Origin of the sequence: Paracoccus subflavus, assembly GCF_004310345.1 — a bacterium.
Classification (GTDB): domain Bacteria; phylum Pseudomonadota; class Alphaproteobacteria; order Rhodobacterales; family Rhodobacteraceae; genus Paracoccus; species Paracoccus subflavus.
Map to the genome: position 1 here is coordinate 209,419 of NZ_SISK01000002.1, position 25,275 is coordinate 234,693.

At 65.1% G+C, this 25,275-nt stretch carries 30 protein-coding genes; 16 read left to right on the top strand and 14 right to left on the bottom strand.

All coding sequences use genetic code 11. The annotated features are described in order from the left end of the window. Positions 1-132: 132 nt before the first annotated feature. Positions 133-918, bottom strand: a complete 786-nt coding sequence (locus tag EYE42_RS04130; protein WP_130990047.1) for an exodeoxyribonuclease III — start codon at positions 916-918, stop codon at positions 133-135. Between the two features lie 155 nt (positions 919-1,073). Here EYE42_RS04130 and EYE42_RS04135 point away from each other — a divergent pair, with 155 nt between their 5' ends. Both EYE42_RS04135 and EYE42_RS04140 read left to right on the top strand, forming a co-directional pair. Beyond that, complete coding sequence (locus tag EYE42_RS04135) at positions 1,074-2,390, top strand: MFS transporter (protein WP_130990048.1); 1,317 nt, start codon at positions 1,074-1,076, stop codon at positions 2,388-2,390. Between the two features lie 52 nt (positions 2,391-2,442). After that, positions 2,443-3,417, top strand: a complete 975-nt coding sequence (locus EYE42_RS04140; RefSeq protein WP_130990229.1) for a glutathione S-transferase family protein — start codon at positions 2,443-2,445, stop codon at positions 3,415-3,417. Positions 3,418-3,581: 164 nt separating this feature from the next. Here EYE42_RS04140 and EYE42_RS04145 read toward each other — a convergent pair whose 3' ends face one another. From EYE42_RS04145 to EYE42_RS04155, 3 genes are all read right to left on the bottom strand, one after another. Continuing rightward, positions 3,582-3,908 carry a type II toxin-antitoxin system PemK/MazF family toxin gene (locus tag EYE42_RS04145; protein ID WP_130990049.1) on the bottom strand — a complete coding sequence of 109 codons (327 nt, stop codon included), beginning with the start codon at positions 3,906-3,908 and terminating at the stop codon, positions 3,582-3,584. Continuing rightward, positions 3,905-4,123 (bottom strand): antitoxin MazE family protein, encoded by a 219-nt coding sequence (locus EYE42_RS04150; protein WP_130990050.1) that lies wholly within the window; start codon positions 4,121-4,123, stop codon positions 3,905-3,907. The genes EYE42_RS04145 and EYE42_RS04150 overlap by 4 nt, the downstream gene beginning before the upstream one ends. A 110-nt stretch (positions 4,124-4,233) precedes the next feature. Continuing rightward, positions 4,234-4,920, bottom strand: a complete 687-nt coding sequence (locus EYE42_RS04155; RefSeq protein WP_130990051.1) for a response regulator transcription factor — start codon at positions 4,918-4,920, stop codon at positions 4,234-4,236. A gap of 136 nt (positions 4,921-5,056) precedes the next feature. Between EYE42_RS04155 and ribA the strand changes: the two genes are divergently transcribed. Then, entirely contained in the window at positions 5,057-6,115 is a 1,059-nt protein-coding gene (gene ribA / locus EYE42_RS04160) for a GTP cyclohydrolase II (RefSeq protein ID WP_130990052.1), read from the top strand. Next, positions 6,112-6,609 carry a L,D-transpeptidase family protein gene (locus EYE42_RS04165; protein ID WP_170309492.1) on the top strand — a complete coding sequence of 166 codons (498 nt, stop codon included), beginning with the start codon at positions 6,112-6,114 and terminating at the stop codon, positions 6,607-6,609. The genes ribA and EYE42_RS04165 overlap by 4 nt, the downstream gene beginning before the upstream one ends. A 109-nt stretch (positions 6,610-6,718) precedes the next feature. On the opposite strand, the gene EYE42_RS04170 is transcribed toward EYE42_RS04165, so the two are convergent. After that, on the bottom strand, positions 6,719-7,759 hold the full coding sequence (locus EYE42_RS04170; RefSeq protein ID WP_130990053.1) for an A/G-specific adenine glycosylase: 1,041 nt from the start codon (positions 7,757-7,759) through the stop codon (positions 6,719-6,721). Positions 7,760-7,844: 85 nt separating this feature from the next. Between EYE42_RS04170 and EYE42_RS04175 the strand changes: the two genes are divergently transcribed. The 3 genes from EYE42_RS04175 to mscL all read left to right on the top strand — a co-directional run bounded on the left by EYE42_RS04175 (position 7,845) and on the right by mscL (position 9,642). Then, on the top strand, positions 7,845-8,411 hold the full coding sequence (locus EYE42_RS04175) for a DUF721 domain-containing protein (protein WP_130990054.1): 567 nt from the start codon (positions 7,845-7,847) through the stop codon (positions 8,409-8,411). Then, positions 8,405-9,034 (top strand): DsbA family protein, encoded by a 630-nt coding sequence (locus EYE42_RS04180; protein ID WP_130990055.1) that lies wholly within the window; start codon positions 8,405-8,407, stop codon positions 9,032-9,034. Before EYE42_RS04175 ends, EYE42_RS04180 begins: the two co-directional genes overlap by 7 nt. A gap of 143 nt (positions 9,035-9,177) precedes the next feature. Next, on the top strand, positions 9,178-9,642 hold the full coding sequence (gene mscL, locus EYE42_RS04185) for a large conductance mechanosensitive channel protein MscL (RefSeq protein WP_130990231.1): 465 nt from the start codon (positions 9,178-9,180) through the stop codon (positions 9,640-9,642). A gap of 6 nt (positions 9,643-9,648) precedes the next feature. Here the strand turns inward: mscL and ald are convergent, their stop codons facing one another. Then, positions 9,649-10,767 (bottom strand): alanine dehydrogenase, encoded by a 1,119-nt coding sequence (ald, locus tag EYE42_RS04190; RefSeq protein ID WP_130990056.1) that lies wholly within the window; start codon positions 10,765-10,767, stop codon positions 9,649-9,651. A gap of 132 nt (positions 10,768-10,899) precedes the next feature. Here ald and EYE42_RS04195 point away from each other — a divergent pair, with 132 nt between their 5' ends. Both EYE42_RS04195 and EYE42_RS04200 read left to right on the top strand, forming a co-directional pair. After that, positions 10,900-11,361, top strand: a complete 462-nt coding sequence (locus tag EYE42_RS04195) for an Lrp/AsnC family transcriptional regulator (protein ID WP_130990057.1) — start codon at positions 10,900-10,902, stop codon at positions 11,359-11,361. A gap of 7 nt (positions 11,362-11,368) precedes the next feature. Further along, the gene (locus EYE42_RS04200) at positions 11,369-12,220 is read left to right on the top strand and encodes an alpha/beta hydrolase (protein WP_246020575.1); all 852 of its coding nucleotides are present in this window, start codon (positions 11,369-11,371) and stop codon (positions 12,218-12,220) included. Positions 12,221-12,224: 4 nt separating this feature from the next. Here EYE42_RS04200 and EYE42_RS04205 read toward each other — a convergent pair whose 3' ends face one another. Together EYE42_RS04205 and rpsU are read right to left on the bottom strand one after the other, a co-directional pair. Then, positions 12,225-12,929, bottom strand: coding sequence for a hypothetical protein (locus EYE42_RS04205; protein ID WP_130990059.1), 705 nt, complete (start codon positions 12,927-12,929; stop codon positions 12,225-12,227). A gap of 178 nt (positions 12,930-13,107) precedes the next feature. Beyond that, positions 13,108-13,314 carry a 30S ribosomal protein S21 gene (gene rpsU, locus EYE42_RS04210; RefSeq protein WP_081994671.1) on the bottom strand — a complete coding sequence of 69 codons (207 nt, stop codon included), beginning with the start codon at positions 13,312-13,314 and terminating at the stop codon, positions 13,108-13,110. Positions 13,315-13,410: 96 nt separating this feature from the next. On the opposite strand from rpsU, the gene EYE42_RS04215 reads away from it, so the two are divergent. Together EYE42_RS04215 and EYE42_RS04220 are read left to right on the top strand one after the other, a co-directional pair. Then, on the top strand, positions 13,411-14,067 hold the full coding sequence (locus tag EYE42_RS04215; RefSeq protein WP_130990060.1) for a COQ9 family protein: 657 nt from the start codon (positions 13,411-13,413) through the stop codon (positions 14,065-14,067). Between the two features lie 27 nt (positions 14,068-14,094). Beyond that, the gene (locus tag EYE42_RS04220; RefSeq protein ID WP_130990061.1) at positions 14,095-15,090 is read left to right on the top strand and encodes an NAD(P)H-quinone oxidoreductase; all 996 of its coding nucleotides are present in this window, start codon (positions 14,095-14,097) and stop codon (positions 15,088-15,090) included. A 12-nt stretch (positions 15,091-15,102) separates the two neighbouring features. Here the strand turns inward: EYE42_RS04220 and EYE42_RS04225 are convergent, their stop codons facing one another. Both EYE42_RS04225 and EYE42_RS04230 read right to left on the bottom strand, forming a co-directional pair. Continuing rightward, on the bottom strand, positions 15,103-16,560 hold the full coding sequence (locus tag EYE42_RS04225) for a CYTH and CHAD domain-containing protein (protein ID WP_130990062.1): 1,458 nt from the start codon (positions 16,558-16,560) through the stop codon (positions 15,103-15,105). After that, entirely contained in the window at positions 16,557-17,192 is a 636-nt protein-coding gene (locus tag EYE42_RS04230) for a ribonuclease T2 family protein (RefSeq protein WP_130990063.1), read from the bottom strand. Before EYE42_RS04230 ends, EYE42_RS04225 begins: the two co-directional genes overlap by 4 nt. A gap of 183 nt (positions 17,193-17,375) precedes the next feature. Between EYE42_RS04230 and EYE42_RS04235 the strand changes: the two genes are divergently transcribed. Beyond that, a complete protein-coding gene (locus EYE42_RS04235; protein ID WP_130990064.1) occupies positions 17,376-18,116 on the top strand; it encodes a DUF1013 domain-containing protein in 741 nt (246 codons plus the stop codon). Positions 18,117-18,179: 63 nt separating this feature from the next. Here the strand turns inward: EYE42_RS04235 and EYE42_RS04240 are convergent, their stop codons facing one another. The 3 genes from EYE42_RS04240 to EYE42_RS04250 all read right to left on the bottom strand — a co-directional run bounded on the left by EYE42_RS04240 (position 18,180) and on the right by EYE42_RS04250 (position 21,228). After that, the gene (locus EYE42_RS04240) at positions 18,180-18,437 is read right to left on the bottom strand and encodes a GlsB/YeaQ/YmgE family stress response membrane protein (RefSeq protein ID WP_130990065.1); all 258 of its coding nucleotides are present in this window, start codon (positions 18,435-18,437) and stop codon (positions 18,180-18,182) included. 114 nt (positions 18,438-18,551) lie between these two features. Next, positions 18,552-20,024, bottom strand: a complete 1,473-nt coding sequence (locus tag EYE42_RS04245) for an NAD-dependent succinate-semialdehyde dehydrogenase (protein WP_130990066.1) — start codon at positions 20,022-20,024, stop codon at positions 18,552-18,554. Between the two features lie 214 nt (positions 20,025-20,238). Then, positions 20,239-21,228, bottom strand: coding sequence for a P1 family peptidase (locus EYE42_RS04250; protein WP_130990232.1), 990 nt, complete (start codon positions 21,226-21,228; stop codon positions 20,239-20,241). A 340-nt stretch (positions 21,229-21,568) separates the two neighbouring features. On the opposite strand from EYE42_RS04250, the gene EYE42_RS16280 reads away from it, so the two are divergent. Continuing rightward, positions 21,569-22,123, top strand: coding sequence for a VPLPA-CTERM sorting domain-containing protein (locus EYE42_RS16280; protein ID WP_246020576.1), 555 nt, complete (start codon positions 21,569-21,571; stop codon positions 22,121-22,123). 45 nt (positions 22,124-22,168) lie between these two features. On the opposite strand, the gene EYE42_RS04260 is transcribed toward EYE42_RS16280, so the two are convergent. Then, positions 22,169-22,606: a potassium channel family protein gene (locus EYE42_RS04260; protein ID WP_130990067.1), complete on the bottom strand. Its 438-nt coding sequence runs from the start codon at positions 22,604-22,606 to the stop codon at positions 22,169-22,171. A 98-nt stretch (positions 22,607-22,704) separates the two neighbouring features. Here EYE42_RS04260 and smpB point away from each other — a divergent pair, with 98 nt between their 5' ends. From smpB to EYE42_RS04275, 3 genes are all read left to right on the top strand, one after another. Continuing rightward, the gene (gene smpB, locus EYE42_RS04265) at positions 22,705-23,175 is read left to right on the top strand and encodes an SsrA-binding protein SmpB (RefSeq protein WP_130990068.1); all 471 of its coding nucleotides are present in this window, start codon (positions 22,705-22,707) and stop codon (positions 23,173-23,175) included. Positions 23,176-23,236: 61 nt separating this feature from the next. Then, positions 23,237-24,091, top strand: a complete 855-nt coding sequence (gene sseA / locus EYE42_RS04270) for a 3-mercaptopyruvate sulfurtransferase (protein WP_130990069.1) — start codon at positions 23,237-23,239, stop codon at positions 24,089-24,091. After that, positions 24,091-25,272 carry an amino acid aminotransferase gene (locus EYE42_RS04275; RefSeq protein ID WP_130990070.1) on the top strand — a complete coding sequence of 394 codons (1,182 nt, stop codon included), beginning with the start codon at positions 24,091-24,093 and terminating at the stop codon, positions 25,270-25,272. Before sseA ends, EYE42_RS04275 begins: the two co-directional genes overlap by 1 nt. Positions 25,273-25,275 lie beyond the last annotated feature (3 nt).

The following is a 25,275-nucleotide window of genomic DNA, read 5'->3' on the forward strand; positions in this document are numbered from 1 at the left end:
CGGTTGGCGACAATATGGGGGTTGCCGCGCCGCAGGGGAAGGGTTGTTTCGGGTCGCCAAAGCCGGGGAACCCCAAATTTCCCGGACCCCCTGCCGGACTCCGGTGGGATGCCTCAGGCCAAAGGGACGCGCCTAGAGATCGAAGCTGGCCAGCACGGGCACATGGTCGCTGGGCTGGTCCCAGCCTCGGCAGGGGCGCAGGATGCGGCTGGCATGGGCGGCCCCGGCAATGTCGGCGCTGGCCCAGACATGGTCCAGGCGACGACCCTTGTCGGCGGTGTCCCAATCCCTGGCGCGATAGCTCCACCATGAATAAAGAAGCCCGGACGGGATGTCCTGACGGGTTATGTCCACCCATCGGCCCGCGTCCTGGGCCGCCAGCAGGTGATCGACTTCGACCGGGGTGTGGCTGACGATCTTCAGCATCTGCTTGTGCGACCAGACGTCATCCTCGCGCGGGGCGATGTTCAGGTCGCCCACCAGGATCGATCTTTGCGGGCGGTCGGCGTGGAAGACGTCGCGCATCTCGGCCACGAAATCCAGCTTTTGCCCGAATTTCTCGTTCACCGTGCGGTCGGGAACGTCGCCGCCCGCCGGCACATACAGGTTGTGGACGGTCACGCCATTCTCCAGCCGCGCGCTGACGTGGCGGGCATGGCCCAGCCGGGCATAATCGCGATCGCCCGCATCGGTGATCGGCAGCCGCGACAGGATCGCCACGCCGTTGTAGCCCTTTTGTCCGCGCGCCACGATCCAGCGGTAGCCCAACGCCCGGAACTGATCGAGGGGGATCTTGTCCACCGGCGACTTGCATTCCTGAAGGCACAGGATGTCGGGCGATTCCTCGCGCAGGAAACGGGCAACCAGTCCTTCGCGCAGGCGGACCGAGTTGATGTTCCAGGTGGCGACGGTGAACATGGGCAGGCTCCTTTGGCGGGCGGACCCTAACAAGGCTGTTCGGGCGTGTCGAGTTGACGCAGGGGCAGGAAAAATGCCGTGCCCCTGCGATCTTGGCTTGGGGAGGCCGGAAACAGCCGCTAAGCAATGCCATCCGGCAAGGCCAGGGGGGAAACATGCAGTTGACGATCGACGAGGCTTTGGCGCGGGGCGGGGCGGGGCGGTTCCAATGGCGGCTTCTGGGTATCTTCGGTCTGGTCTGGGCCGCCGACGCGATGCAGGTTATCGCCGTGGGCTTTGCGGCTCCCTCTGTCGCGGCCACCTTCGAGATCGAGCGTGTGACGGCCTTTCAGATCGGCACCGTGTTCTTTGCCGGGATGTTTCTGGGCGCATTCGCCTTTGGCCGGATCGCCGACCGGATCGGGCGGCGCAACATCCTGGTGCTGACCGTCGCAATGGATGCGGTCTTCGGCTTTGCATCGGTCTTTGCGCAGGACTTCACGATGCTGCTTGTGTTGCGGTTCCTGACCGGCATGGCGGTGGGCGGCACCTTGCCCGTCGATTACGCGATGATGGCCGAGTTTCTGCCGCCCCGGAACCGCGGCCGCTGGCTGGTCTGGCTGGAGGGGTTCTGGGCAATCGGCACCATCGTCGTGGCGGTGACGGCCTGGATTGCCGCGACGCAGGGGGCGGTTGATCCATGGCGCTGGATCTTTGCGGTAGCGGCCTTTCCCGCCGTGATCGGCATCGTTCTGCGGCTATGGGTGCCTGAATCGCCCATGTACCTGATCCGCAAGGGCGATCAGGCGGGTGCGCGGGCGGTGATCGACCGGATTCTGGTGACCAATGGCGCGCAGGCGTTGCCGGCCCAGGCCGTTCTGGTTCCCGCGCAAGTGCCGACCGGGGCCGAGACCTCGATCTTTTCCGAACTGCTGCGGACCCGGACCATGGGGGTGCTGGCGGTGTGGTTCCTGGTGTCGCTGTCCTATTACGGGGTGTTCGTCTGGGTTCCCGGACAGCTTGCCACCGAGGGCTTCGGCTTTGTGCGCGGCTATGCGTTCCTGGTGGTGCTGGCCCTGGCGCAGGTGCCGGGCTATGCGCTTGCCGCTTGGGGGGTCGAGGCTGTGGGGCGGCGCACGACGCTCTTGGGATTCCTGCTGCTCAGCGCCGTGGGTTGCGCGTTGTTTGCGGTGGCCAGCGGCACGGCCATGGTTGCAGGCGCGCTGATCCTGATGAGCTTTGCGCTGCTGGGCACATGGGGCGCGCTTTATGCCTTCACGCCCGAACTTTACCCGACCCATTTGCGCGGCACCGGCATGGGCACCGCCAGCGCCATGGCCCGGCTTGGGGGGATACTGGCGCCCAGCCTGCTGGCGGTGGTCTTTGCCAAGGGCTTCGGATTTGCCATCGGCGTCTTTGCGGGCCTGCTGCTGCTGGGGGCGCTGGCCCTGCTGCTGGTCAAAACCGAGACGCGCGATCAGGCCATCGCCTGAAACCCGGCGGCTGTGCCGCCCGTTGGCCCCTGAATCACACGGAGTGCGGGACCTGGGCCAACTGGTCGAGGGCGTCTGGAAGGACGAGTGGTATGATACCAAGTCGAGCGGCGGCGAATTCGTCCGCGACACGGCGCGGCATCGCAACTGGGTGACAGGCGACGCCACCCCCGGCCCGACAGGCGAGGGCGGCTTCAAGGCGGAAAGCGGGCGATACCACCTGTATGTGTCCTATGCCTGTCCCTGGGCGCATCGGGCGCTGATCTTCCGGGCGCTGAAGGGGCTGGCGGATCACATCGACGTCTCGATTGTCCATCCGGATATGCTGTGGAACGGCTGGGAATTCCGCACCGACTTCGACGGCGCCACCGGCGACCGGCTGTTCGGCGAGCCGTATCTGTACAAGCTGTATCTGCGCGCCGATCCCCAGGCGTCGGGGCGGGTGACGGTGCCGGTGCTGTGGGATTGCGACCAGGCCCGGATCGTGTCGAACGAAAGCGCCGACATCATCCGCATGTTCAACAGCGCCTTTGACAGCATCACCGGCAACAGCGACGACTATTGGCCCGAGGCGCTGCGCGACCGGATCGAGGCCGTGAACGACCGCATCTACGACACGGTGAACAACGGCGTCTACAAGGCGGGCTTCGCCACCACGCAGGACGCCTATGACAAGGCCGTCCACCCGCTGTTCGACAGCCTGGACTGGATCGAGGGCATCCTGTCCGAGAACCGTTATCTGACCGGCGAGCGGCTGACCGAGGCCGACTGGCGCCTGTTCACCACGGTGGCGCGCTTCGACGCGGTCTATCACACGCATTTCAAATGCAACCGCCGCCGGGTCGTCGATTATCCGAAGATGTGGGGCTGGGCGCGCGAGTTGTATCAGTGGCCCGGCGTGGCCGAAACGGTCCGGCCCGACCATTTCACGCGGCATTACTATTTCAGCCATGACATGGTGAACCCGCACCGGATCATCCCGGTCGGACCGGATACGGACTGGACCAGGCCGCACGGGCGTGGATGAACAAGGGAAGCCCCGGCGCGGGAAACGCCGGGGCATCAGAGGGGAGAGGAGGGAGAGTGTGGCCGCATCCGCCGGCCACTGGGCTTCGGGAGGTGAACGCCAAATCGGTTGGGCGGTTCCCGGCAATCACAGCAAAAACCGGCGCGGGACTTGAAGCTGGGCGATCAGCCTGCCAGGCCCAGAAACAGCGTAAGCGACCTGCCGACTTCGACCATGGCGGTATCATCCAGGCGGCCGAACGAGGGGCCAAGCTTGTCCGTTCGCAGGGTCATCGCCTTGTCGATCATGACCTGGGATGCCAGCCGCAGGCCATTTGCCGCAGAGGGTTCCACCGTCAGTCGGATCAAGGGCGCATCGATCAGGGTCGAGGTGACAAGAAGCACGGTCACGGTAGCCGTGTCCGTAAAGAAATCCGACTGGACCACAAGCGCCGGGCGCGGCTTGCCGTAATCGCCCTGAAGCGCGACCGTCACCAGATCGCCGCGCCTCAATCCCAGCCGTCCATTTCGTCCAGGGCCGTGTTCAGGAAATCGTTCAGGGTGACATCGGCGTCATCGGACCGGGATGCAATCGCGGCTTGACGACGGCACTCGGCTGCGAAACCGGGACGGCGGGTATCGGGCACCCAGATTTGAATCGGGCGCAGGCCGGCTGCCCGCAAGCCGTCGCGGTGTTTCTGTACGCGAGTCGATACGCTGTTCGGCATCGGAACCTCCTGCTTCGTTACATGTAACACGGCAGGAGGTGTGCTCCAAGAACTTTGCCATGAAAAAGGCCCGGCGGTAGACCGGGCCTTGGGGCACGTTTTCGCGCTGCTCACGCCACCAGCCGATACCCGCCCGATTCCGTCACCAGCAGGCGGGCGTTGCTGGGATCGGGCTCGATCTTCTGGCGCAGGCGATAGATGTGGGTTTCCAGCGTGTGCGTGGTCACGCCCGCATTGTAGCCCCAGACCTCGTGCAGCAGCACGTCGCGGGCCACCACGCCGTCCTGCGCGCGATACAGGAATTTCAGGATGTTGGTTTCCTTTTCTGTCAGGCGGATCTTGCGGTCCTTCTGGTCGATCAGCATCTTCATCGCCGGCTTGAAGGTATAGGGTCCAAGCTGGAAGATCGCGTCCTCGGACTGCTCGTGCGTGCGCAACTGGGCGCGCAGGCGGGCCAGCAGGACCGGAAACTTGAACGGCTTGGTGACATAATCGTTGGCGCCCGCGTCCAGGCCCAGGATCGTGTCCGCATCGGTATCATGGCCTGTCAGCATGACGATCGGGCATTTGACGTTCAGCTTGCGCAGTTTCTTGCACAGTTCGCGCCCGTCGGTGTCAGGCAGGCCCACGTCCAGGATCACCAGGTCGAACAGCGCCCCCTTGGTGGCCTCGACGGCGCCCGCGCCGCTGCCCGCCTCGGTCACGTCGAATTCGTCGGTGGCCGTCAGTTGCTCGGCCAGTGCCTCGCGCAGATCTTCCTCGTCATCGATCAGCAGGATTTTTTTCAGTCCGGGCATGTTGCCTCCTGTCACATGTTGCGTGAAGGAGTGGGGTGGCGCAGCCATTCCGTCCAGCATCATGTCGGAAATCTCACATGGAGTTGTCGGCAAGGACGCTTATGTTTCAATATGTTTCAAATGACCGGGACCGTTCATGAGCCTGATCCCCACCCTGGCGGAAACCGTGTCGCGGGCGCGCAATGACCTGCGGCTGGGTTTGCCCGTGATGATCGGGGGCCATCTGGTCGCGGCGGTGGAAACGCTGGGGCCCGCCCGTCTGGCCGACATCCGCGCCTTGGGCCGCCCGGTGCTGGCCCTGACCGAACGGCGGGCCGAGACGCTGAAGGCGCGGGCCTATGACGACGGGCTGGCCCGGGTGATCGTGCCGGGGGACGCGGATCACGCCTGGCTGCGGGCGCTGGCCGATCCGTCGGGCGATCTGATGACGCCGATGAAGGGGCCGCTGTTCACCGAACGCGATGGGGACGCCACGCCGCATCTGGCCGGGCTGGCGCTGGCGAAATCGGCTCAGCTTCTGCCCGCGGTGCTGGTGGTGGCGGCAGACCCCTTGCCCGGCCTGACCCGGATCGCGCCCGGATCGCTGCTGGCCCAGCTTGCGCACGAGGCCGCCATGGCCCCGGTTGCCGCCGCCAACCTGCCGCTGCTGGCGGCCGAGAAATCGCGCCTGCACATCTTTCGTCCCGACGATGGGGGGGCGGAGCATTACGCCATCGAGATCGGCGACCCGCCCCGCGATGCCCCGGTCCTGGCGCGCCTGCATTCGGCCTGTTTTACCGGCGATGTGCTGGGCAGCCTGAAATGCGACTGCGGGCCGCAGCTTCAGGCGGCGCTGACAGCCATGGGGCAGGCGGGGCAGGGGGTGCTGCTGTATCTGAACCAGGAAGGGCGGGGGATCGGGCTGGCCAACAAGATGCGCGCCTATGCGCTGCAGAACCAGGGTTTTGACACTGTACAGGCCAACCACCGGCTGGGGTTCGAGGACGACGAGCGCGATTTCCGCATCGGCGCGGCGCTGCTGCGGCGAATGGGGTTTTCGGCGGCCCGGCTGATGACCAACAACCCCCGCAAGGTTGCCATGCTGGAGGGCCATGGCATCCGCGTGACCGAACGGGTGCCGCTGGTCGTTGGCCGCAATCGTTTCAACGCGGCCTATCTGGACACCAAGGCCGACAAGTCGGGGCACCTGCTGTGACGCCCGGCGATCTGGTCCTGACGCCGCAGGGGGTGCGCTACCGGGGGCGCCTGTTTCCATGCAGCATCGGCAAGCGGGGCGTGACGCGGGACAAGCGTGAAGGCGACGGGACCACGCCGGCCGGGGTGATGCGGATCACCGGCCTGTGGTATCGTCCCGACCGGCTGGCGCGGCCCGCCCCCTGGGCGCGGCCCATAGGTCCGGGCGATCTGTGGTGCGATGCGCCCGATCACCCGGCCTATAACCACCACGCCCGCGCGCCGCTGGCCGCCAGCCACGAACGGTTGCGGCGGTCCGACCCGCTGTATGACCTGATCCTGACGACCGACTGGAACTGGCCTGATGCCGTTCCGGGGCGCGGTTCGGCGATCTTTCTGCACCAGTGGCGCAGGCCGGGATACGGGACCGAGGGGTGTATCGCCTTTGCCCGGCGCGACCTGATCTGGATCGCCCGGCGGGCGGTGCCGGGAACAAGGCTTATCGTGCGGACATAGCCCTTGCCGCAATGGCGATGGCCGTTCCGGCAGCGCCCCTTGTTGCAATTGCTCGCCCCCGCCTGGCATCGAAAGAGGTTCAGGGACGACGAATCGGGATGCCGCGATGTCACGAGGCAAGGTCGGCCCGCGCCATATCCCAGACCTTGCGCATCAGGCCGGGCAGCGCATCGCGGTCGATCCGGCTCAGCGGCACCAGATGGCCCCATCGGGGAGCCGCGTCCAGGTCGCCTGCCATCACCCGCAGGGACAGATTGAAATGGGTGAACACATGGCGGACATGTCCGATCTCTCGCCACGCGGCCGCACCGGGCGGCGGCAGGTCGCGCCCGTCCCAATGGGCCGAGGGGAAGGCCAGCATGCCGCCCAGCAGGCCCTTGGCCGGGCGTTCCTCGAACACCACCGCCTCGCCGTGGCGGGCGACCCAGGCGATGCCGGTCCGGTCGGGCTTGGCAGCCTTGGGCGCCTTGCGGGGCAGGCTGGCGGCAATGCCCTGGGCACGGGCATCGCAGTCGTGGATCAGGGGACAGATGCCGCAGGCAGGATTGCGCGGGGTGCAGATCGTGGCGCCCAGATCCATCATCGCCTGCGCGTAATCGCCGGGCCTTTCGCGGGGGGTCAATGCCTCTGCCAGGGCCACCAATTCCGGTTTGGCGACCGGCAGGGGGGTCTGGACCGCAAACAGCCGTGCGACCACCCGTTCGACATTGCCATCGACCACGGTTTCCGGCGCGTCATAGGCAATCGCCGCGATCGCCGCCGAGGTATAGGCCCCGATGCCCGGCAGTTCCCGCAGCCCTTCGCGCGTGTCCGGAAACCCGCCCATGGCCGCAACCGCGCGGGCGCAGGCCAGCAGGTTGCGGGCGCGGGCATAATATCCCAGCCCTGCCCATTCGGCCATCACCTGCGCATCGTCTGCTGCCGCCAGATCCTGCACGGTGGGCCACAGCGCGGCGAAACGATGGAAATAGGATTTCACTGCGGCGACGGTGGTCTGTTGCAGCATCACCTCGGACAACCAGACGCGATAGGGGTCCGCGCGCACGGGGCTGTCCTGATCGCGGCAGGGCAGAACCCGCCAGGGCAGGACGCGGGCATGGCGGTCGTACCAGTCCAGCAGTTGCGGGGCGATCACCCGGTTGTCACGCAATTATCAATCCCTCGTCTCGGCGCCGCACTTTCCTAATGTTCGGCGGCTGACTAAGGATATGGGGACAACGACCGATCAGGCAAAGATGGCTGACCCGCAGAACCGCCACCCTAACCGATTCCCGGATCCTGCCAGCCGCCGCCGGCACGGCTTTCGGCAGGCCGCCACCCTGCTGGCCGACCGGGTGCAGAATGCGGCCGCGCGCCGGGGTTTTGCCGTGGCCCGCCTGCTGACCCATTGGCCAGAGATCGCAGGGCCCCAACTGGCATCGGTGACGCGGCCCATCCGCATCAGCCATGCCCGGGGGGGATTCGGCGCGACGCTGACCCTGCTGACCACCGGACCCGCCGCCCCTCTGGTCGAAATGCAGTTGCCCCACCTGCGCGAACGGGTGAACGCCTGCTATGGATACAACGCCATCCAGCGGATCGTGCTGACCCAGACCGCCGCCACCGGATTTGCCGAAGGCCAGGCGGTCTTTGCCCCGGCCCCCTTGTCCCGGAACGATCCCCCCGATCCGGCAATCCGCGAGGCGGCCGACCGGATCGCCATGCAATTTGACGACCCTGCGCTGGCCTTGGCCATGGCCCGGCTGGCGACCAACATCGCAACCAAACGACACCGGAACCACCGAAAGGATTTTCCATGCTGATCCGTTCTGCCGCCGCCGCGCTGGCGATCGCCTTTGCGGCGCCTGCCGTCATGGCCCAGGATACCCCTGCCGCTCAGTCCGAAACCCTTCCCGACATCGCGCTGGGATCCGAGGATGCGCCGCTGACGGTGATCGAATATGCCAGCTTTACCTGCGGGCATTGCGCCAATTTCCATAAGGATACCTTTCCGGCCCTCAAGGCGGAATACATCGACACCGGCAAGGTCCGCTTCATCCAGCGCGATGTCTATTTTGACCAGCCGGGCCTGTGGGCGGGCGTGCTGGCGCGCTGCGGCGGCGACGACAAGTTCTATCCCGTTTCGGATATGCTTCTGGAAGAACAGCAGGAATGGCTGGCCGGCGGCACGGGCGAGGAGATCGCCGCCAACCTGCGCAAGATCGGCCTCAAGGCCGGCATGACCGAAGATCAGATGACGGCCTGCTGGGAAGACACCGCCAAGGCCGAGCAGTTGATCACGACGTTTCAGCAAAACGCCGCCGCTGACGAGATCGAGGCGACACCCACCTTCATCATCGGCGAGCAGAAGGTCCAGAACCAGCCCTGGGAGGGGTTGAAGGAAGTCATCGACGCCGAACTGGCAAAGGCCGAGGCTGCCAACTGAAGCTAGCGTGGCCCGTCTGCCATGCCGGCGGGCCATGCGACGCCGAAATTCGTTCCCCTTTATGAACAGGGTTTGATTTCCGACCCGTTCGGCCCGATGTTGCGCCTGCGTCACCGTGACGCGCGCAAGGGAAAATCGTGGCCATGATCCGAGAGTTCAGGGAATTCATCGCCCGCGGCAATGTCATGGACCTTGCCGTCGGGATCATCATCGGCGCGGCCTTCACGGCGATCGTGAATTCCGTGATGACCGACCTTATTACCCCGATCCTGGGCGTGCTGACGGGCGGCGTCGATTTTTCGAACCTGTATGTCGTGCTGCCCACCGACATCGCCGTGCCCGAGGGGGCTGGCCTTGCGGCTGCCCGCGACACCGGGGCGCCGATCCTTGCCTATGGGGCCTTTATGATGGCGGTGCTGAACTTTCTTCTGGTTGCTTGGGCCGTTTTCCTGCTGGTCAAGGCGGTCAACCGCGTGCAACGGCTGGCAACCCGGCCAAGGCCCGATGAGGTGGTGGCCGCACCGACCCAAGAGGAACTGCTGGCGCAGATCCGCGATCTTCTGGCCGACCGTGCCATCTGGGCCGACCCTCGCGACCCGCGCGCCTGAGGGGTGTCACCCCGCCAAGGCCTCGTCGGGCGTGATCGCCTCGATTCCCAAGGCTTCCCCCACCGGGCGCGAGGTCAGGCGTCCTGCATGGGTCGAAAGCCCCGCCCGCAGATGGGGATCGTCGCTGACGGCCTGATGCCAGCCCTTGTCAGCCAGGGCCAGCACAAAGGGCAGCGTCGCATTGCCCAGCGCCTGGGTCGAGGTGCGGGCCACGGCGCCCGGCATGTTGGCCACGCAATAATGGACGATCCCGTCCACATCGTAGATCGGGTTTTCGTGGGTCGTCGGGCGCGAGGTTTCAAAGCACCCACCCTGGTCGATGGCGACATCCACAAGCACCGCACCGGGCCGCATCATGCCAAGCTGGTCGCGCGTCACCAGTTTCGGCGCGGCAGCGCCGGGGATCAGCACAGCGCCGATCACCATGTCGGCCACGCGGATCAGGTCGGCGGTAGCCGCCGCACTGGAATATTGCGTGGTCAGACGGCCCATGAAAATGTCGTCAAGATATGACAGACGCGGCACCGACCGATCGGTGACGGTGACGTTTGCCCCCATGCCCACCGCCACCCGCGCGGCCGCCGTGCCCACCACGCCGCCGCCGATGATGACAACATTCGCGGGCTGCACCCCCGGCACCCCGCCCATCAGCACGCCGCGTCCGCCATTGGCCTTTTGCAGCGCCCATGATCCGACCTGCGGGGCCAGCCGCCCTGCGACCTCGGACATGGGGGCCAACAGGGGCAGGCCGCCCCGTACATCGGTCACGGTTTCATAGGCGATGGCGGTGACGCCGCTGTCCAGCAGATCGCGTGTCTGGTCCGGATCGGGCGCCAGATGCAGATAGGTGAACAACACCTGACCCTTGCGCAGCATCCGACGCTCTGCGGCCTGCGGTTCCTTGACCTTCACGATCATCTCGGCCGTATCGAAGACGGACTTTGCATCGGGCGCGATCGTGGCCCCCGCGTCGCTGTAATCCCGGTCGGCAAAGCTCGCACCCAGGCCCGCGCCGGTTTCGATCACCACCTTGTGGCCACGTCCGATGGCCTCGGTCACGGCAGCGGGCGTCAGGCCCACACGAAATTCCTGCGGCTTGATTTCCTTTGGGCAACCTATCTTCATGGCTCCATCCTTCCCTGCTGCCGCAAGTGTGGCATGACGCGAAAGCAAGGTGCTGCGAAGCTGCCTGTGGAACAAAGGCCAGCATGGCAAAAATTGCTGGAAATGCGGGGATGCGTCGAAGAATATCGCGTCATGTCCGATCTTGATGCAATAGACCGCCGGATCCTTGCCCTTCTTCAGAAAGAGGGGCGAATCACCAATGCCGAATTGGCACTGCGCGTTCATCTGTCGCCCTCGGCCTGCCACAGGCGGGTCCAGCGGCTGGAGGAGGCGGGCGTCATCAACGGCTATGTGGCGCTGCTGGACGCGCGCAGTCTGCGCCGCCAGACCACGGTTTTCGTGGAAATCACCCTGTCCGGCCAGACGGATGAGGTATTGGAGGCATTCGAAAAGGGGGTGCGCGCCATTCCCGATGTGCTGGAATGCCACCTGATGGCCGGGACCGCCGACTATCTGCTCAAGATCGTGGTCGAGGATACCGACGATTTCGCCCGCATCCATCGTCAGCATCTGGCCCGGCTGCCGGGCGTGGCGCAGATGCATTCGTCGTTCGCGCTGCGCACGGTGTTCCGCACCACCGCGATCCCGGTCTGACATGGCGATGGGTCGCCGTTCCCTGCTGGGCCTGCTGGCCGCCGCCTCGGCGGGATCTGCGCTGGGCCAGCCGCGCCGCGATCCGCCGCCCGAGGTGGCAGATCCCCGTTCCAGTCATTTCGCCTTCGGCCCCGAAGGCAGGCAGTGGCGTATCCTTGTCGGGTTGCCTGCCGTTCCGCCCCCGGCGCAGGGCTATTCGGTGATCCTGTCGCTGGACGGCGCAACGACCTTTCCGCATTTCTGGCAGCATCGGCAGGAACGCGCAGCGCAGTCGCCCGTCATCCTGTTCGCCATCGGCTACGAAGGTGCCAACCGTCGCTGGTACGACCTGACATCGCGCGCGATGAAACCCATCGCCCCCATCCTGTTCTATCGCGCCCCGCCCGCCGATCGCCTGACAGGCGGGCGCGAGGCATTTCTGGCGATGATCGCCGACCAGCTTCTGCCCGAACTGGCCCTCCGCTATCCGTTGGATCGGGACGACATGACGATCTATGGGCATTCGCTGGGCGGATTGTTCGTGGTTCACGCGCTGCTGTCACGGCCGGGCCTGTTCGCCCGTTATGCGGCAGCCGATCCCTCGGTCTGGTGGAACGCCGGCGAATCGCAACGCGAGGCGGCGGCTTTTGTTGCAGGCGTCAGAGCGGCAGGCGGGACGATCAGACCCGGCGTCCGGCTGATGATCGCACAGGCGGGACGTACACGGCAGAACCATCCCCATGATCCGACAGCCCTTGTGCGGATTCTGTCGGGCCTTGGAGGGTTGGAGGTTCTGTATCGGCCCTATCCGCAGGAAAGCCACGGCTCTCTGGTAGGGCCCTCAACAGGCGATGCACTGGATTGGCATTTGAAACGCTAAAGTGTCAGGTTGTCCGGGGCTGCCGGGACGGCAGGCCGGCCGCATAACCAACCATCAGAGACAGAAAAATCATTTCGCCACCGTCTTCCAGAATGGCCATCAGGTCTTCCAACCGTGTTGCTCCTGGCGTGTAGGTATGCAGAAAGTCGATCACGACCCCGCAGAATATCATCCCTCCGAACAGCAGCAAAAGGGGAACCATCTGACTCCGGGCAGAGGGCGACGAATGTTTCCAGCCGTAAGCGAATGCCAGGACGATTATGATGCCCTCCATGGCCATGAACATTATTTCGCCAATCCCCAAGGGCAACTCAGGGAACAGCGAGGGGGCAATCACATCACCGAAATATTCATGCAATTGAAGGCTGTCATCCAGAAGTGCTAGCAGGCCCAGAAGGGCGATCCCAAGAAAGACAGGCTGTTTCCGTCTGCTATTCAAGGCCAATGCTATGCCGATCAGGAACAGCCATTTCACATAATTTGTCGTCTCGCCGATACCCCAGTCGCGATCAATCCGCAAAGCGTTGGGGGATTTGCCAATCACTCCTGCAACCGTAGCAACGCCAACGCCGACATGCACCAAGATCAGCAGGACATCGACCAGCAGCAGTCCCCGCGTCACGCGCCGATCAAAGATGCCAAGGACGGCAGAAAGGGAAAAACTCCACCTTTTGTCGGCCACCGCAGCGATAGTAGTTCCATTTTTCATACATCGCACCCCTTAAGTTACAAAACTGTTACACAGGATGCAGGAACAAGCAATCAGCAGTATTTCTGTCGTTGTGAAATCACCCGATAACTAGGCATGCAAACCCCCGCAGAAATGCTCTGCGGGGGTTTGACATATAATGCAGCTCGCGTTGTCTGTCACAACGCTTCGCGTCGCCTTACAGCGCGCCTTCGCGCTGTGCCTTTTTACGGGCCAGCTTGCGGGCGCGGCGCACGGCCTCTGCCTTTTCACGGGCTTTCTTGACCGACGGTTTCTCGAAATGCTGCTTGAGCTTCATTTCGCGGAACACGCCTTCGCGCTGAAGTTTCTTCTTCAGGGCACGAAGCGCCTGTTCGACGTTGTTGTCGCGAACGTTGACCTGCATGTGGTTGTCACCACCTTCCTAGGTTAGAGTTGCAAGATTGCAGGATGCGCCCCCCTACCAAGGCAGGGCGTCCTTGTCCAGACCGGAGGCTGTTTCATGAAACGAACCGACCGCGAGGCGCTGCTGGATGCCGCCCTGAACCATGTGCCCTTCGACGGGATGAACGACCGCGCGCTGATGGCGGGCGCGCGCGATCTGGGCATGTCGCGCGATCTGGCGCGGGTGCATTTCCCGAATGGCGGTGCGGGGCTTGCCGCAGCCTACCATCGCCGTGCCGACCGGATGCTGCGCGACAGCATGGTCCAGACCCCGCCGGGCGGGCGCATCCGCGACCGCGTGGCCGAGGCGATCTGGCGCCGGCTGATGCTGGTCGATCCCGAACTGGTGCGCGCCGGTGCCGCCACCCTGTCCCTGCCGCAGCACGCGCCCCTTGCCGCACGCCTGGTCTGGGAAACGGCGGATGTGATCTGGACGGGCCTGGGCGATACATCCGACGATGTGAACTGGTACACAAAGCGGGCCACCCTGTCGGCGGTCATCAGTGCCACGGTGCTGTTCTGGCTGGGCGATCATTCGCCCGACCATGCCGACACGCGCGCCTTTCTCGACCGGCGCATCGACGGCGTGATGCGGTTCGAGCAGGTCAAGGCAGGCTTGCGCAAGCTGCCGGGTGCAGAAACCTTGGCGGGACTGGCCTTTGGCTGGGTCCGCGCCCCGCAGCCGCGCGATCTGCCCGGCCGAATCCGGCCCTGAGCCTTGCCCTTGACCACAGGAGAAACGATGTTCCCCGATGCCATGAACGCGATCGAGATCGCAGACCCCGGCGATGCCACGATGCTGCGTCCCACGACGCGCCCGGTGCCGGTGCCGCGTCACGACCAGATCCTGATCCGCGTCGCCTGGGCCGGTGTGAACCGGCCCGACGTGCTGCAACGCCAGGGTCTTTATGCCCCGCCCGCGGATGCCTCGGACCTGCCGGGGCTGGAGGTGTCGGGAGAGATCGTGGGCATGGGCGTGGGCGTCACGCGCTGGCGCAAGGGCGAACAGGTCTGCGCCCTGGTGCCGGGCGGGGGATATGCCGAATACGTTGCCTGTAACGGCGACCACGCGCTGCGCATCCCCTATGGCCTGACCATGCGCGAGGGCGCCTGCCTGCCCGAAACGGCCTTTACCGTCTGGTCCAATGTGGTGACTCGCGGCCGCCTGGCGGGGGGCGAGCGGTTTCTGGTTCACGGCGGCACCTCGGGGATCGGGATGATGGCTGTCCAGGTGGCCCGCGGCCTGGGCGCGCGGGTTTTTGCCACGGCCGGCAGCGACGAGAAATGCGCGGCCATCGCCGCCCTGGGGGCCACGCCCATCAACTATCGCGATGCCGACTTCGTAAAGGTGCTGGAGGCCGAGGGCGGGGCCGACCTGATCCTGGACATGGTGGGCGGCGGCTATATCCCGCGCAACGTCCGTGCCTTGGCCGATGACGGGCGGCTGGTGATGATCGCCTTTCTGGACGGACCCAAGGTCGAGTTGAACTTTGCGCAGGTCATGGTCAAGCGCCTGACGCTGACCGGATCGACGCTGCGCCCCCAATCGGACGCCGCCAAGGCCGAGATCGCCGAGGCGCTGCGCAAACGGCTGTGGCCGATGATCTCGGCCGGGACGGTCAAGGTCGCGATCGACAGCGAATTCGACCTGAACGATGCGCCAAACGCCCACCGCCGCATGGAAAGCAGCCAGCATATCGGCAAGATCGTCCTGAAGGTGGCAGGCGATCCCGGCTGACCGGCCGCCGCGTCAGGCCCAGTATTTCCGGGCCCTGGCCAGCCGGTCATGGGCATCCTGCGCCGCCCTCATCAGGGCATCGCGGTCGGCTGTGGCCGTCAGGCGATCCGCCTGGGGCATGTCGATCAGGCCCAGGCGTTCCAGCACCAGCGGCGCGGCGGCCAGATCGTTCAGCGCGCCCATGCGGTCCTGGAAATCGCTCAGCGCGGCGCCAAAGCGCTTGTGGGCCTTGCGATGGTCGTCCTGGAACAGGGGTTCAAAGAAATCCGCGGCATAGCGCAGTTTCTTGGCGTCCTTGCGCAGGTCGTGACGGGCCTCGTCGTTCAGGGCGGCCAGGTTCCGCCCGCCCGCCTTGACCTTGCGCCGGAACCGCGACAGGGCCTTGGCGGCAAAGTTGTGGGCGGACATGCCGCGCGCATCCGCTGTGGCCGGATCGGACTGCCAGTCGCCCATGGCGATCCATTCGGCCAGATCCAGCATCAATCCGCGCGTGCGGCCCGACAGCAGGGCGGTTGTCATCCTGTCGTAGGCTTTCGCGCGTGCGGTACGCAGGCGGTCGCGCAGGGCGCCGTCCGGGCTGCGTACCAACAGCACGTCCAGATCGCGGGCATCGCCCAGTTCCCCCGCCAGCCAGCGCAATTCCTCGCGCAAGGCGGCCCCGTGATCGCCCAGCATCGGCTGAAAGATCGCAAGGGCCGATCGCAGACGGCGCAACGCGACCCGTGCCTGATGCAGGGATTCCGGGGATCGCGTAGCCAGCAGCAGATCCTCGTTTAGGCGGAACTGCCGCTGGCAGGACAGGACGATACGCCCAAAGGCCTCGGCGGCGGTCAGGTCGCCTGTAAGGGGGATCGCTTCGGCCTTTGCCGCCTGGGGCAGGGGGCCGATCAGGCGATAGCCGCGTTCGGATTTCGACAGCACCCCCAGCGATAGTGGGGCGGCTGCGCTGATCCGGCGGGCCAGGGCGAACAGGGCCTGCGGCGAACCTGACACCAGTTCCAGCTCGCATTCGCAGATCGGGCAGCGGCGGTCGGCGGCGGAAATCTCGCCCTGGTCGATGACAACCTCGATCCGGGCGCCGTCATGGGACACTTCCCAGGTGCGGCGCGTCACGGCCACGGCAAAGACCGGGGCAAGCTGCGCCGCCTGTTCGCCCAGGACATCGGCCAGGGGCGTCCGGTCGTCAGGGACAGGGGTGTCGCCCCTGACCGGAATTTCCCATTCCGGCCGAGAGAAAACCCCGACGGCGGCCTGATCTGCCTGCTTGATGGTCTGGATGCGCTTGCTGCCGGTCCTGCGGATGCGCAGCGACAGGCTGGCCGCGGCAAGATCATGACCGGGCGTGTCGAAATAAACCGACCGCTGCATGGCGGTTTTCGGCCGGCCCGTCAGCAGGCCCGAGACGCGAAGGGATTCGGCGGCGTCCTCGGTCAGTTGCAGCTTCAGTTCGGTCTCTTGCGCGGCGGTCATCGGATTTTTTCCATCAGCAGTCGCGGGCGGGAACAATCGCGCCGCACGTCCGGGGCGCAGTCGCGCGGCGCCAGGTCGCGGGTCAGGCAGATCCGCACCTCGTGCAGGGCATCGGCCTTGCAGGTGACGGTCACGCCATCGGGCGACAGGCGGGGATTGGCCTCAGTAAAGGCCTCCTCGACAACAGCGGGGGGCAGGGTGATGTCGCGGGCCAGATCGTCGAAGGGGGCGGGCACCGCCACACTGCGGGCGGCCTCGCGCAGGGCGGCGTAATAATCGGCTGCCGACAGTCCCGAACATCGGCCATGCTTGCGCCATTGGTGCAGCGCCAGTCCGGCCGGCATCAGGTCGGATACGGCCTGCGTTTCGCGCCGCGAAGGATCGCGTTCACCGGTGTCGCAATATTCGGGATAGCCGCGTTCGTATTGCGGCCAGAGCCCGTGAACGGTGAAGTCGATCCCGCTACCCGGCTTGCATTCGCTGGCACCGCGCCGGTCGCCGGTCGTGCGGCACCAGGCGGGCTGCCAGCTCAGCGACAGAACGTAATAGTCGAAATCCCCCGCTGCGTCCTGCGCGGGCACGGCGGCAGGCCACAGGGGCAGGATCAGGGCAAGGAACCGAAGGGCACTCATGGCGGCAGAATGCCCTCCCTTATGACTGTCGTCCACAGACCTGTGCGAATCCTCTTTTCTGCACGCATCAAAATCGCTATAGCGGCTGCCAATTCCCCCCGAAAACGAGGAATGGCAACCGCCGAAAGCCGTTTTCCCGGCCTGAAACCTGCTGTTCGGGGCAGACACGCGAAGGAGATTGACATGAGCAAGCCACTGATGGCCAAGGCGACCGCCGTCTGGCTGGTGGACAATACCACGCTCAGCTTCAAGCAGATCGGCGATTTCTGCGGTCTGCACGAACTCGAGGTGCAGGGCATCGCCGATGGCGACGTGGCTGCGGGGGTCAAGGGTTATGACCCTGTGGCTTCGCACCAACTGGATGCCGAGGAAATCCGCAAGGGCGAGGCCGATCCAGCCTACAGCCTGCGTCTCAAGCACAATCCCGCCGCCGAGGGCGAGGAAAAGCGCCGTGGGCCGCGCTATACGCCGCTGTCCAAGCGACAGGACCGTCCCAATGCGATCCTGTGGCTGGTCAAGTTCCACCCGGAACTGCCCGATGCGGCCATCGCCAAGCTGGTGGGAACGACGAAACCGACCATCGCCTCGATCCGCGAACGCACGCACTGGAACATTCAGAGCATGCAGCCCATCGACCCGGTGGCCCTGGGCCTGTGCCGCCAGACCGAACTGGATGCGGCCGTCCAGAAAGCCGCGAAAAAGGCCGCTGCCAATGGCGAGGTGATGAGCGACGACGAACGCCGCAAGCTGGTCAGCACCGAAACCTCGCTGTCCATGCCGGACGAACCGCGCCTGCCGTCGTCCATTGCGGGGCTGGAGAATTTCTCGCTGACCCGTGACGAGGAAAAGGCGCCAGAACCCAATCTGGATGCCGACAGCTTCTTCAACCTGCCCGATCGGGACGAGGACGACGAGGACCGCTGATGGCGGTTCATGAAAAAGGCCGGTGCGTCGATGCGCACCGGCCTTTTCTGTTTCAGAACGCCATCAGGCGCGGCCACGCACCATCCGCACGATCCAGATCAGGAGACAGGCACCGATCACGGCCACGATAAGCTGCCCGATGATGCTGCCTTCGGCGCTGGTGCCGATCAGCATGTCGAAGATGAAGTTACCGACCAGGGCGCCGATGATGCCGATGATGATGTTCATCAGCAGGCCGGTATCGGTCTTCATGATCTTTTCAGCGATCCATCCGGCAATAGCCCCCAGGATGATCGACATAATCCAGCCAAAACCTTCCATGCACTTCCCCTTTTTCCAAATGACCCCCATGGAACCGGAACGGCGGGGCCTTCGCCAGTCAATGCACAACTCCCGCCATGCGTTCCCGCAAGCGACGGATTTTGCTGCAATCTGTCAAATCGACAGGCAGATGTACTTCAACTCCAAGTAATCCTCGATCCCGTGACGGCTGCCCTCGCGGCCCAGCCCCGACTGCTTGACCCCCCCGAATGGCGCAACCTCGGTCGAGATGATGCCGGTGTTCACGCCGACGATGCCGTATTCCAAGGCCTCCTGGACACGGGTGATGCGGCCGATGTCGCGGGCATAGAAATAGGACGCCAGGCCGAAGATCGTGTCGTTGGCCTTGGCAACGGCTTCCTCTTCGGTGTCGAACCTGAACAGCGGGGCCAGGGGGCCAAAGGTTTCCTCGGTCGCGACCTTCATGCGGTCGGTGACTCCGGTGACGACGGTGGGTTGAAAGAACAGCCCCTCCATCCGTTCGCCGCCGGTGACGACCTCGCCGCCGCCGTCCAGAACGTCGCGGATATGCTCCTCGACCTTCTCGACCGCATCCTTGTTGATCAGCGGTCCGGTGGTCACGCCGTCTTCCAGCCCGTCGCCCACGCGCAGCTTGTCCACCGCCGCCGCCAGCTTTTCGGCGAATGCGTCATAGACCCCCGCCTGGACATAGATGCGGTTGGCGCAGACGCAGGTCTGGCCGTTGTTGCGGAACTTGGACGCCATCGCGCCCTCGACCGCCGCATCCAGATCGGCGTCGTCAAAGACGATGAAGGGCGCATTGCCGCCCAGCTCCATGCTGCATTTCATCACCTGATCCGCGGCCTGGCGCAGCAGGATGCGTCCCACCTCGGTCGAGCCGGTGAAGGTCAGCTTGCGAACCAGCGGGTTCTCGCAGAACTCCTTGCCGATGTCCGAGGACCGCGACGATGTGATCACGGATAGGATGCCCTTGGGCAGGCCCGCGCGTTCCCCCAGCACCGCCATCGCCAGGGCCGACAACGGCGTCTCGGCGGCGGGGCGGGCGACAAAGCCGCAGCCCACCGCCAGCGCCGGCCCTGCCTTGCGGGCGATCATGGCATTGGGAAAGTTCCAGGGGGTGATGGACCCCACCACGCCGATCGGCTGGCGGATCACGGTCAGCCGCTTGTCAGGCTGGTGCCCGGGGATGGTTTCGCCATAGACGCGCTTGGCCTCTTCGCCGAACCATTCAATGAAGCTGGCGCCATAGGCGATCTCGCCCTTGGCCTCGGGAAAGGGCTTGCCCATCTCGGCGGTCAGGATGCGGGCAAGGTCGTCCTGATTTTCCATCATCAGGTCGAACCACTTGCGCATCACCTGCGCGCGGTCCTTGGCAGTGCGGGCGGCCCAGCCCTTCATCGCCTCGGCCGCGGCCTCGATGGCGCGGGCGGCATCCTTTCGATCCATGTCGGCGACCTTGGCGATGATGTCGCCGCGGGCCGGATTGACGACGTCGAAGGTCGCACCGTCGCACGCCTTGACCCATTCGCCGGCGACGAAGGCGCGGGTTTCCAGCAGCGACGGATCGCGAAGCAGGGTCTGTAGGTCAGTGGAATGCTTGGTCATGGCTGGCTCCTGAAAGGTCGGGGCAAGATCAGCACGCGGGCGGGGCGATGTCAAAGCGGCGACGATCCGCCTGAAGACGTGCAGGGCGGGGGAAAGTCGCTTTGTGGGTGAAACCAGTAGGATGCGGCCGCGTTGAGCCGACATCGCTAAGCCTTCCCTCTTGGCGACTCTCTCTGGACGGGGCGGTGTGCCGACGGCACGCCGCCTTTTTCCTTCAACGATGCAAGGTGTTCCAGCAGGGTTGCAGATCGTCGGGAACGGGCGTGGCCGCATGGATGCCCCGTGCGATCGCGCGCGCAAGAACACAAGCTGCCGCATGGCCCAGCGCAAAGGCATCGGAAACTGGATCGGGCAGGGGCCGTGATCGGGTCGAGACCGCAAACACAAGGTCGCCGTCAAGGGGCGTATGGCTGGGCACAAGCGCGCGGGCCATGCCGTCATGGGCCGCAACGGCCAGCCGTTGAAGCGAGGCCTTGTCCAATGCGGCGTTGGTGGCGACGATGGCAATGGTCGTCGCCTCGCCCAACCGCTTGGCCGGGGCGGGCTCATGCCCGGCCGCAAAAGTCGAGGACAGGCCGAGGGCGCCGAATTCCGCCCCCAGTTCCCAGGGGGCGGCCCAGAAATGCGGCCCTTTTCCCACGGTGGCGCAGCCCAGGGCGTTGACCACGACCAGCGCCCCGACCGTCAGCCCGTTTTCCAGCAAGGCCGAGGCCGACCCGATGCCCCCCTTGAGGTTGCCCGTCATGGCGCCTGTTCCCGCGCCTGCCGTGCCGATCCCGAAATCCTCGGCTGCGGCCTCAAGCGCCCTCTGGCCAAGCGCAGGATAGGGGTTTTCCGTCCAATCCTTCTGCCCGCCGTTCAGCAGATCGAAAATGATGGCCCCCGGCACGATGGGCACCCGCGCCGATCTGACGGCAAAGCCCCGTCCCGCCATGCGCAGACCGGCCATGACCCCATCGCAGGCTGCCAGCCCAAAGGCCGATCCCCCCGACAGAACCAGGGCATCGACCCCGTCCACCAGCTTGTCGGGGGCCAGCAGGTCGGTTTCGCGGGTGCCCGGCGCGCCTCCCATCACGTGAACCGCTGCACCAAAGGGTGCATCGGCGGTCAGCACCGTCACGCCCGATTTCAGCTTCGGCTCTGCGGCATGGCCGACCCGCAGGCCGGGGATATCGCTGATCAGGTTGCGCGGACCGGGGATCATGATGGCGTCAAGACCTTCCGCGCAGGATCCAGCACGCCCGACAAGTTCGCTGCCGGGTCCGATGACCAGCAGACGAGGGGGTGTCGGCATGGCTTTGGCCGCAAGCGATCAAGACAATCTCCAAGGCTATGACCGTGTGATTCGCAGCGCCTGTCGTCAGGGGCAAGTCAGCAATTGATATGAGGTTACATAATCGCCCTAAATCCACTGGAGGGAGAACGTTCAATCTGTCGGGAATGCCTGCCGATTGCAAAATGTTCCCGGTTAACCTTCCATGCTTGGTGAACTCCGGAGCTTGCCTCACTCTGTCGTGGCGCGAACTGTTTAGAGGAGGCTGACTGTGCTTGGTATCAAAACTGTTCTGGCGGCTTATGCCGTTTCGGCATTTGCAATTCTCGGTGTCCCTGAAACCCATGCCGCGACCCTGGACTTTTTCAGTCCGGTTCCGGCGCCCCTGATCCTGGACCCTGACAGTCCCGGCATCGTCGGCGGTCCTTGCGCGGATGGGCAATGCCTGGGGGTGAATACCCAGGGCGCCGCGTCCCTGACGGTCGAGACGGGCTACACGTTCTCGATCTCGTCGTTCTGGTTCCAGCTTCTGGGCAACATGGACGACCTGCTGGTGACGACCAACAAGGGCTCTGTGCTTCTGACCGAGGCGGTCTATGGCCACAACAATGGCGGCCAGACCTTTATCGCGTCGGATGGGATCTTCAAGGACATCACCTTGTTGAGCTTTATCATGCAGACCGGCGGTCAGGGGCAGGCCGGAAACGGCCGGGTCGATGACATCGAGGTCGATGTAGCGCCGATCCCGCTGCCGGCATCGGCGGTGCTGCTGCTTGCCGGCCTGGGCGGGCTTGCCGCGGTCCGCCGCAAGAAAAAGGCTGCCTGATCCGGGCGACCCTTCATGACCGGCCGGTTCGCGGGGACTTGCCGGTCATTCCTTCATGAACTCGATCTGGCGCACGCGGACATGGCGCAGCGATTCGATCAGAAGCGCCGTGGTGAGGCCAAAGCTCAACAGGCCGTTCGCCGCCGCTATCCCCCCAAGAAGGCGCCAGTCCTGGGGCAGCAGCACATCGCCATAGCCCAGCGTGGTGAATGTCACGAGCGTGAAATACATCGCCTCCTCGAAGGTGTCGAACACGTCCAGCAGGTGAAAGGCCGCCGCCCAGAGCCAGACCGACACGGTGACCATGACCATGACGGCCAGGCTGGAGACAAGCACGATCAGGACCAGCTTGGGCCGGTGCGGCGCGCGCAGCAGCCATGTCTCGCTGCGGGCATAGGCCCATTCCAGCAGCCAGATCAGCATTGCGCCCATGACGATGCTTCCCAGCATCAAGACCGATCCCAGCGCGAACTGTACGAACATGCGTCCCCCAAGCCTTCTGAATGTCCCTGCCACGGCGCGGAGCCGGATAGGCCTGGCTCTCTTTACAGGCCAGCCGCCACCCCCTATCTACCCCCGTCATGACCAGTGAACCCGACAAGAATTACAAGATCATCGCCGAAAACCGGCGGGCGCGGTTCGATTACTTCATCGAAAGCGATCTCGAGGTCGGAATCATCCTGACGGGGTCCGAGGTCAAGTCCCTGCGCACCGGACAGTCGAACATCGCCGAAAGCTATGCCTCGGTCGAGGGGGGCGAGTTGTGGCTGATCAACGGCTATATCGCCGCCTACAAGCAGGCAGGCGTCTGGGGGCACGAGGAACGGCGACGGCGCAAGCTGCTGGTATCACGCAAGGAGCTTGCGCGGCTGTGGCAGGCCATCGGGCGCGAGGGGATGACCCTGGTGCCGCTGGTGATGTATTTCAACCACCGCGGCATCGTGAAGCTGAAGATCGGCGTCGCCAAGGGCAAGAAGAATCACGACAAGCGCGAAACCGACGCCAAGCGTGACTGGAGCCGACAAAAGCAGCGGCTGCTGAAACAGGGCTGAGGCCCATTGCACGGGGGCGTCCCGTTCGCTAGATGCGTCCCCGATCCAGGGAGCAAACGCCATGCAGGACGATCCGACGACCTTGGTTTCGACCGCATGGCTGGCCGCGCGGCTGGACGATCCGGACCTCCGCCTTGTGGATGCAAGCTGGCACATGCCTGCTGCCGGGCGCGACGCCCGCGCCGAATATGAGGCTGCCCATATCACGGGTGCGGTGTTCTTCGACATCGAGGCGATCAGCGATCCGTCCAGCCCCCTGCCGCACATGGCGCCCTCGGCCAAGGATTTCGCCACGGCGGTGCAGGGCCTTGGCATCGGCGACGGCCATCAGGTGGTCGTCTATGACCATTCCGATGTCCGCAGCGCCGCGCGGGTCTGGTGGACCTTCCGCCTGATGGGCAAGACGAATGTCGCCGTCCTGGATGGCGGTTTCGGAAAATGGCGCGCCGAGGGGCGGCCCGTCAGCAATGTGGCCCCCGTTGTCCAGCCCGCCCGTTTCACACCACGACCGCAACCAGACCGGCTCCGTGACCGGACCCAGGTCGCCCAAGCCAGTGCGGCGGGCGATCCCCCCATTGTCGATGCCCGCGCGGCCGGGCGGTTCCGCGGCGAGACACCGGAGCCGCGCCCCGGCCTGCGGTCGGGTCATATCCCCGGCGCACGGAACCTGCCTTTTGACCGGCTGCTGAACGCCGACGGCACGATGAAGGCGCCGGATTTCCTGCGCGCGGAATTCGAAGCCGCGGGGGTGGATCTGGAAAAGCCCGTCATCACCAGTTGCGGCAGCGGCATCACCGCCGCCGTGCTGTCGCTTGCACTTGATCGGATCGGGCACCGCAACCACGCGCTTTATGACGGAAGCTGGACCGAATGGGGCAGCTTGCCGGACCTGCCCATCGCAACCGGAGACGCCTGATGCTGTCCAGCCTGCAACCCCAAACCCCCGATTCGATCCTGAAGCTGATCGAGGAATTCAAGGCCGATACCCGGCAGGGCAAGATCGATCTGGGGGTCGGCGTCTATAAGGACTCGCAAGGGGTGACGCCGGTCATGCGGGCGGTCAAGGCGGCGGAACGGCGGATCTGGGAAACCCAGACGACCAAGGCCTATACGGGTCTGGCGGGGGAACCCGAATATCGCAATGCCATGGCGCAGATGGTGCTGAAGGATGTGCCTGCGGACCGTCTGGCCTCGCTGGCCACCGTCGGCGGCACCGGTGCGATCCGCCAGGCGCTGGAACTGGCGCGGCTCGCCAATCCGGGGGTGACGGTCCATGTCTCGAACCCGACCTGGCCGAACCATCTGTCGATCATGAAGTTCATGGGCCTGCCCTTTGTGGAATACCGCTATTTCGACGCTGAAACGCGCGGCGTCGATTTCGACGGGCTAAAGGCGGACATCGCCAGGGCGGGCAAGGGCGACATCGTGCTGCTGCACGGCTGCTGCCACAACCCGACCGGCGCGAACCTGACCATGGCCCAGTGGGAGGAGGTCGCGGCGATCCTGGAGGCATCGGGCGCGATCCCACTGATCGACTTGGCCTATCAGGGCTTCGGCGACGGGCTGGAGGAGGACGCGGCCGCGACGCGGATGATCGCGCAGCGCCTGCCCGAGGTGCTGATCGCGGCATCCTGTTCAAAAAACTTCGGCATCTATCGCGAACGGACGGGCATCCTGTTCGCCCTAGCCGAAAACGCGGCGGCGCGCGATTTGGCGCAGGGGTCGATGGCCTTCCTGAACAGGCAGAACTATTCGTTCCCGCCGGATCATGGCGCCCGGATCGTCAGCACCATCCTGACCGACGACGCGCTGCGCGCCGACTGGGCCGCCGAACTGGAAGAGGTGCGCAACACCATGCTGGGCTTGCGTGCGCAGCTTGCGTCGGACCTGCGCGATCTGTCGGGCAGCGACCGGTTCGACTTCATCGGCAATCATCGCGGCATGTTCTCGCGACTGGGGGCCACGCCGGAACAGGTGCAGCGGCTGAAATCCGATGCGGCGATCTATATGGTGGGCGATTCACGGCTGAACATCGCCGGGTTGAACCGCCATACCGTGCCCGTGCTGGCCCGCGCGATCATCGACGCGGGCATCTGATCG

Coding starts and splice junctions, on each gene's coding strand:
- EYE42_RS04150 (WP_130990050.1), bottom strand. CDS start 4,123: ATGCCGAACAGCGTATCGACTCGCGTACAGAAACACCGCGACGGCTTG.
- EYE42_RS04205 (WP_130990059.1), bottom strand. CDS start 12,929: ATGAAAAATGGAACTACTATCGCTGCGGTGGCCGACAAAAGGTGGAGT.
- EYE42_RS04200 (WP_246020575.1), top strand. CDS start 11,369: ATGGGTCGCCGTTCCCTGCTGGGCCTGCTGGCCGCCGCCTCGGCGGGA.
- EYE42_RS04175 (WP_130990054.1), top strand. CDS start 7,845: ATGGCTGACCCGCAGAACCGCCACCCTAACCGATTCCCGGATCCTGCC.
- EYE42_RS04195 (WP_130990057.1), top strand. CDS start 10,900: ATGTCCGATCTTGATGCAATAGACCGCCGGATCCTTGCCCTTCTTCAG.
- EYE42_RS04215 (WP_130990060.1), top strand. CDS start 13,411: ATGAAACGAACCGACCGCGAGGCGCTGCTGGATGCCGCCCTGAACCAT.
- rpsU (WP_081994671.1), bottom strand. CDS start 13,314: ATGCAGGTCAACGTTCGCGACAACAACGTCGAACAGGCGCTTCGTGCC.
- EYE42_RS04240 (WP_130990065.1), bottom strand. CDS start 18,437: ATGGAAGGTTTTGGCTGGATTATGTCGATCATCCTGGGGGCTATTGCC.
- EYE42_RS04155 (WP_130990051.1), bottom strand. CDS start 4,920: ATGCCCGGACTGAAAAAAATCCTGCTGATCGATGACGAGGAAGATCTG.
- EYE42_RS04245 (WP_130990066.1), bottom strand. CDS start 20,024: ATGACCAAGCATTCCACTGACCTACAGACCCTGCTTCGCGATCCGTCG.
- EYE42_RS04130 (WP_130990047.1), bottom strand. CDS start 918: ATGTTCACCGTCGCCACCTGGAACATCAACTCGGTCCGCCTGCGCGAA.
- sseA (WP_130990069.1), top strand. CDS start 23,237: ATGCAGGACGATCCGACGACCTTGGTTTCGACCGCATGGCTGGCCGCG.
- EYE42_RS04260 (WP_130990067.1), bottom strand. CDS start 22,606: ATGTTCGTACAGTTCGCGCTGGGATCGGTCTTGATGCTGGGAAGCATC.
- ald (WP_130990056.1), bottom strand. CDS start 10,767: ATGAAGATAGGTTGCCCAAAGGAAATCAAGCCGCAGGAATTTCGTGTG.
- ribA (WP_130990052.1), top strand. CDS start 5,057: ATGAGCCTGATCCCCACCCTGGCGGAAACCGTGTCGCGGGCGCGCAAT.
- EYE42_RS04235 (WP_130990064.1), top strand. CDS start 17,376: ATGAGCAAGCCACTGATGGCCAAGGCGACCGCCGTCTGGCTGGTGGAC.
- EYE42_RS04225 (WP_130990062.1), bottom strand. CDS start 16,560: ATGACCGCCGCGCAAGAGACCGAACTGAAGCTGCAACTGACCGAGGAC.
- EYE42_RS04275 (WP_130990070.1), top strand. CDS start 24,091: ATGCTGTCCAGCCTGCAACCCCAAACCCCCGATTCGATCCTGAAGCTG.
- EYE42_RS04220 (WP_130990061.1), top strand. CDS start 14,095: ATGTTCCCCGATGCCATGAACGCGATCGAGATCGCAGACCCCGGCGAT.
- mscL (WP_130990231.1), top strand. CDS start 9,178: ATGATCCGAGAGTTCAGGGAATTCATCGCCCGCGGCAATGTCATGGAC.
- EYE42_RS04135 (WP_130990048.1), top strand. CDS start 1,074: ATGCAGTTGACGATCGACGAGGCTTTGGCGCGGGGCGGGGCGGGGCGG.
- smpB (WP_130990068.1), top strand. CDS start 22,705: ATGACCAGTGAACCCGACAAGAATTACAAGATCATCGCCGAAAACCGG.
- EYE42_RS04180 (WP_130990055.1), top strand. CDS start 8,405: ATGCTGATCCGTTCTGCCGCCGCCGCGCTGGCGATCGCCTTTGCGGCG.
- EYE42_RS04230 (WP_130990063.1), bottom strand. CDS start 17,192: ATGAGTGCCCTTCGGTTCCTTGCCCTGATCCTGCCCCTGTGGCCTGCC.
- EYE42_RS04250 (WP_130990232.1), bottom strand. CDS start 21,228: ATGATCCCCGGTCCGCGCAACCTGATCAGCGATATCCCCGGCCTGCGG.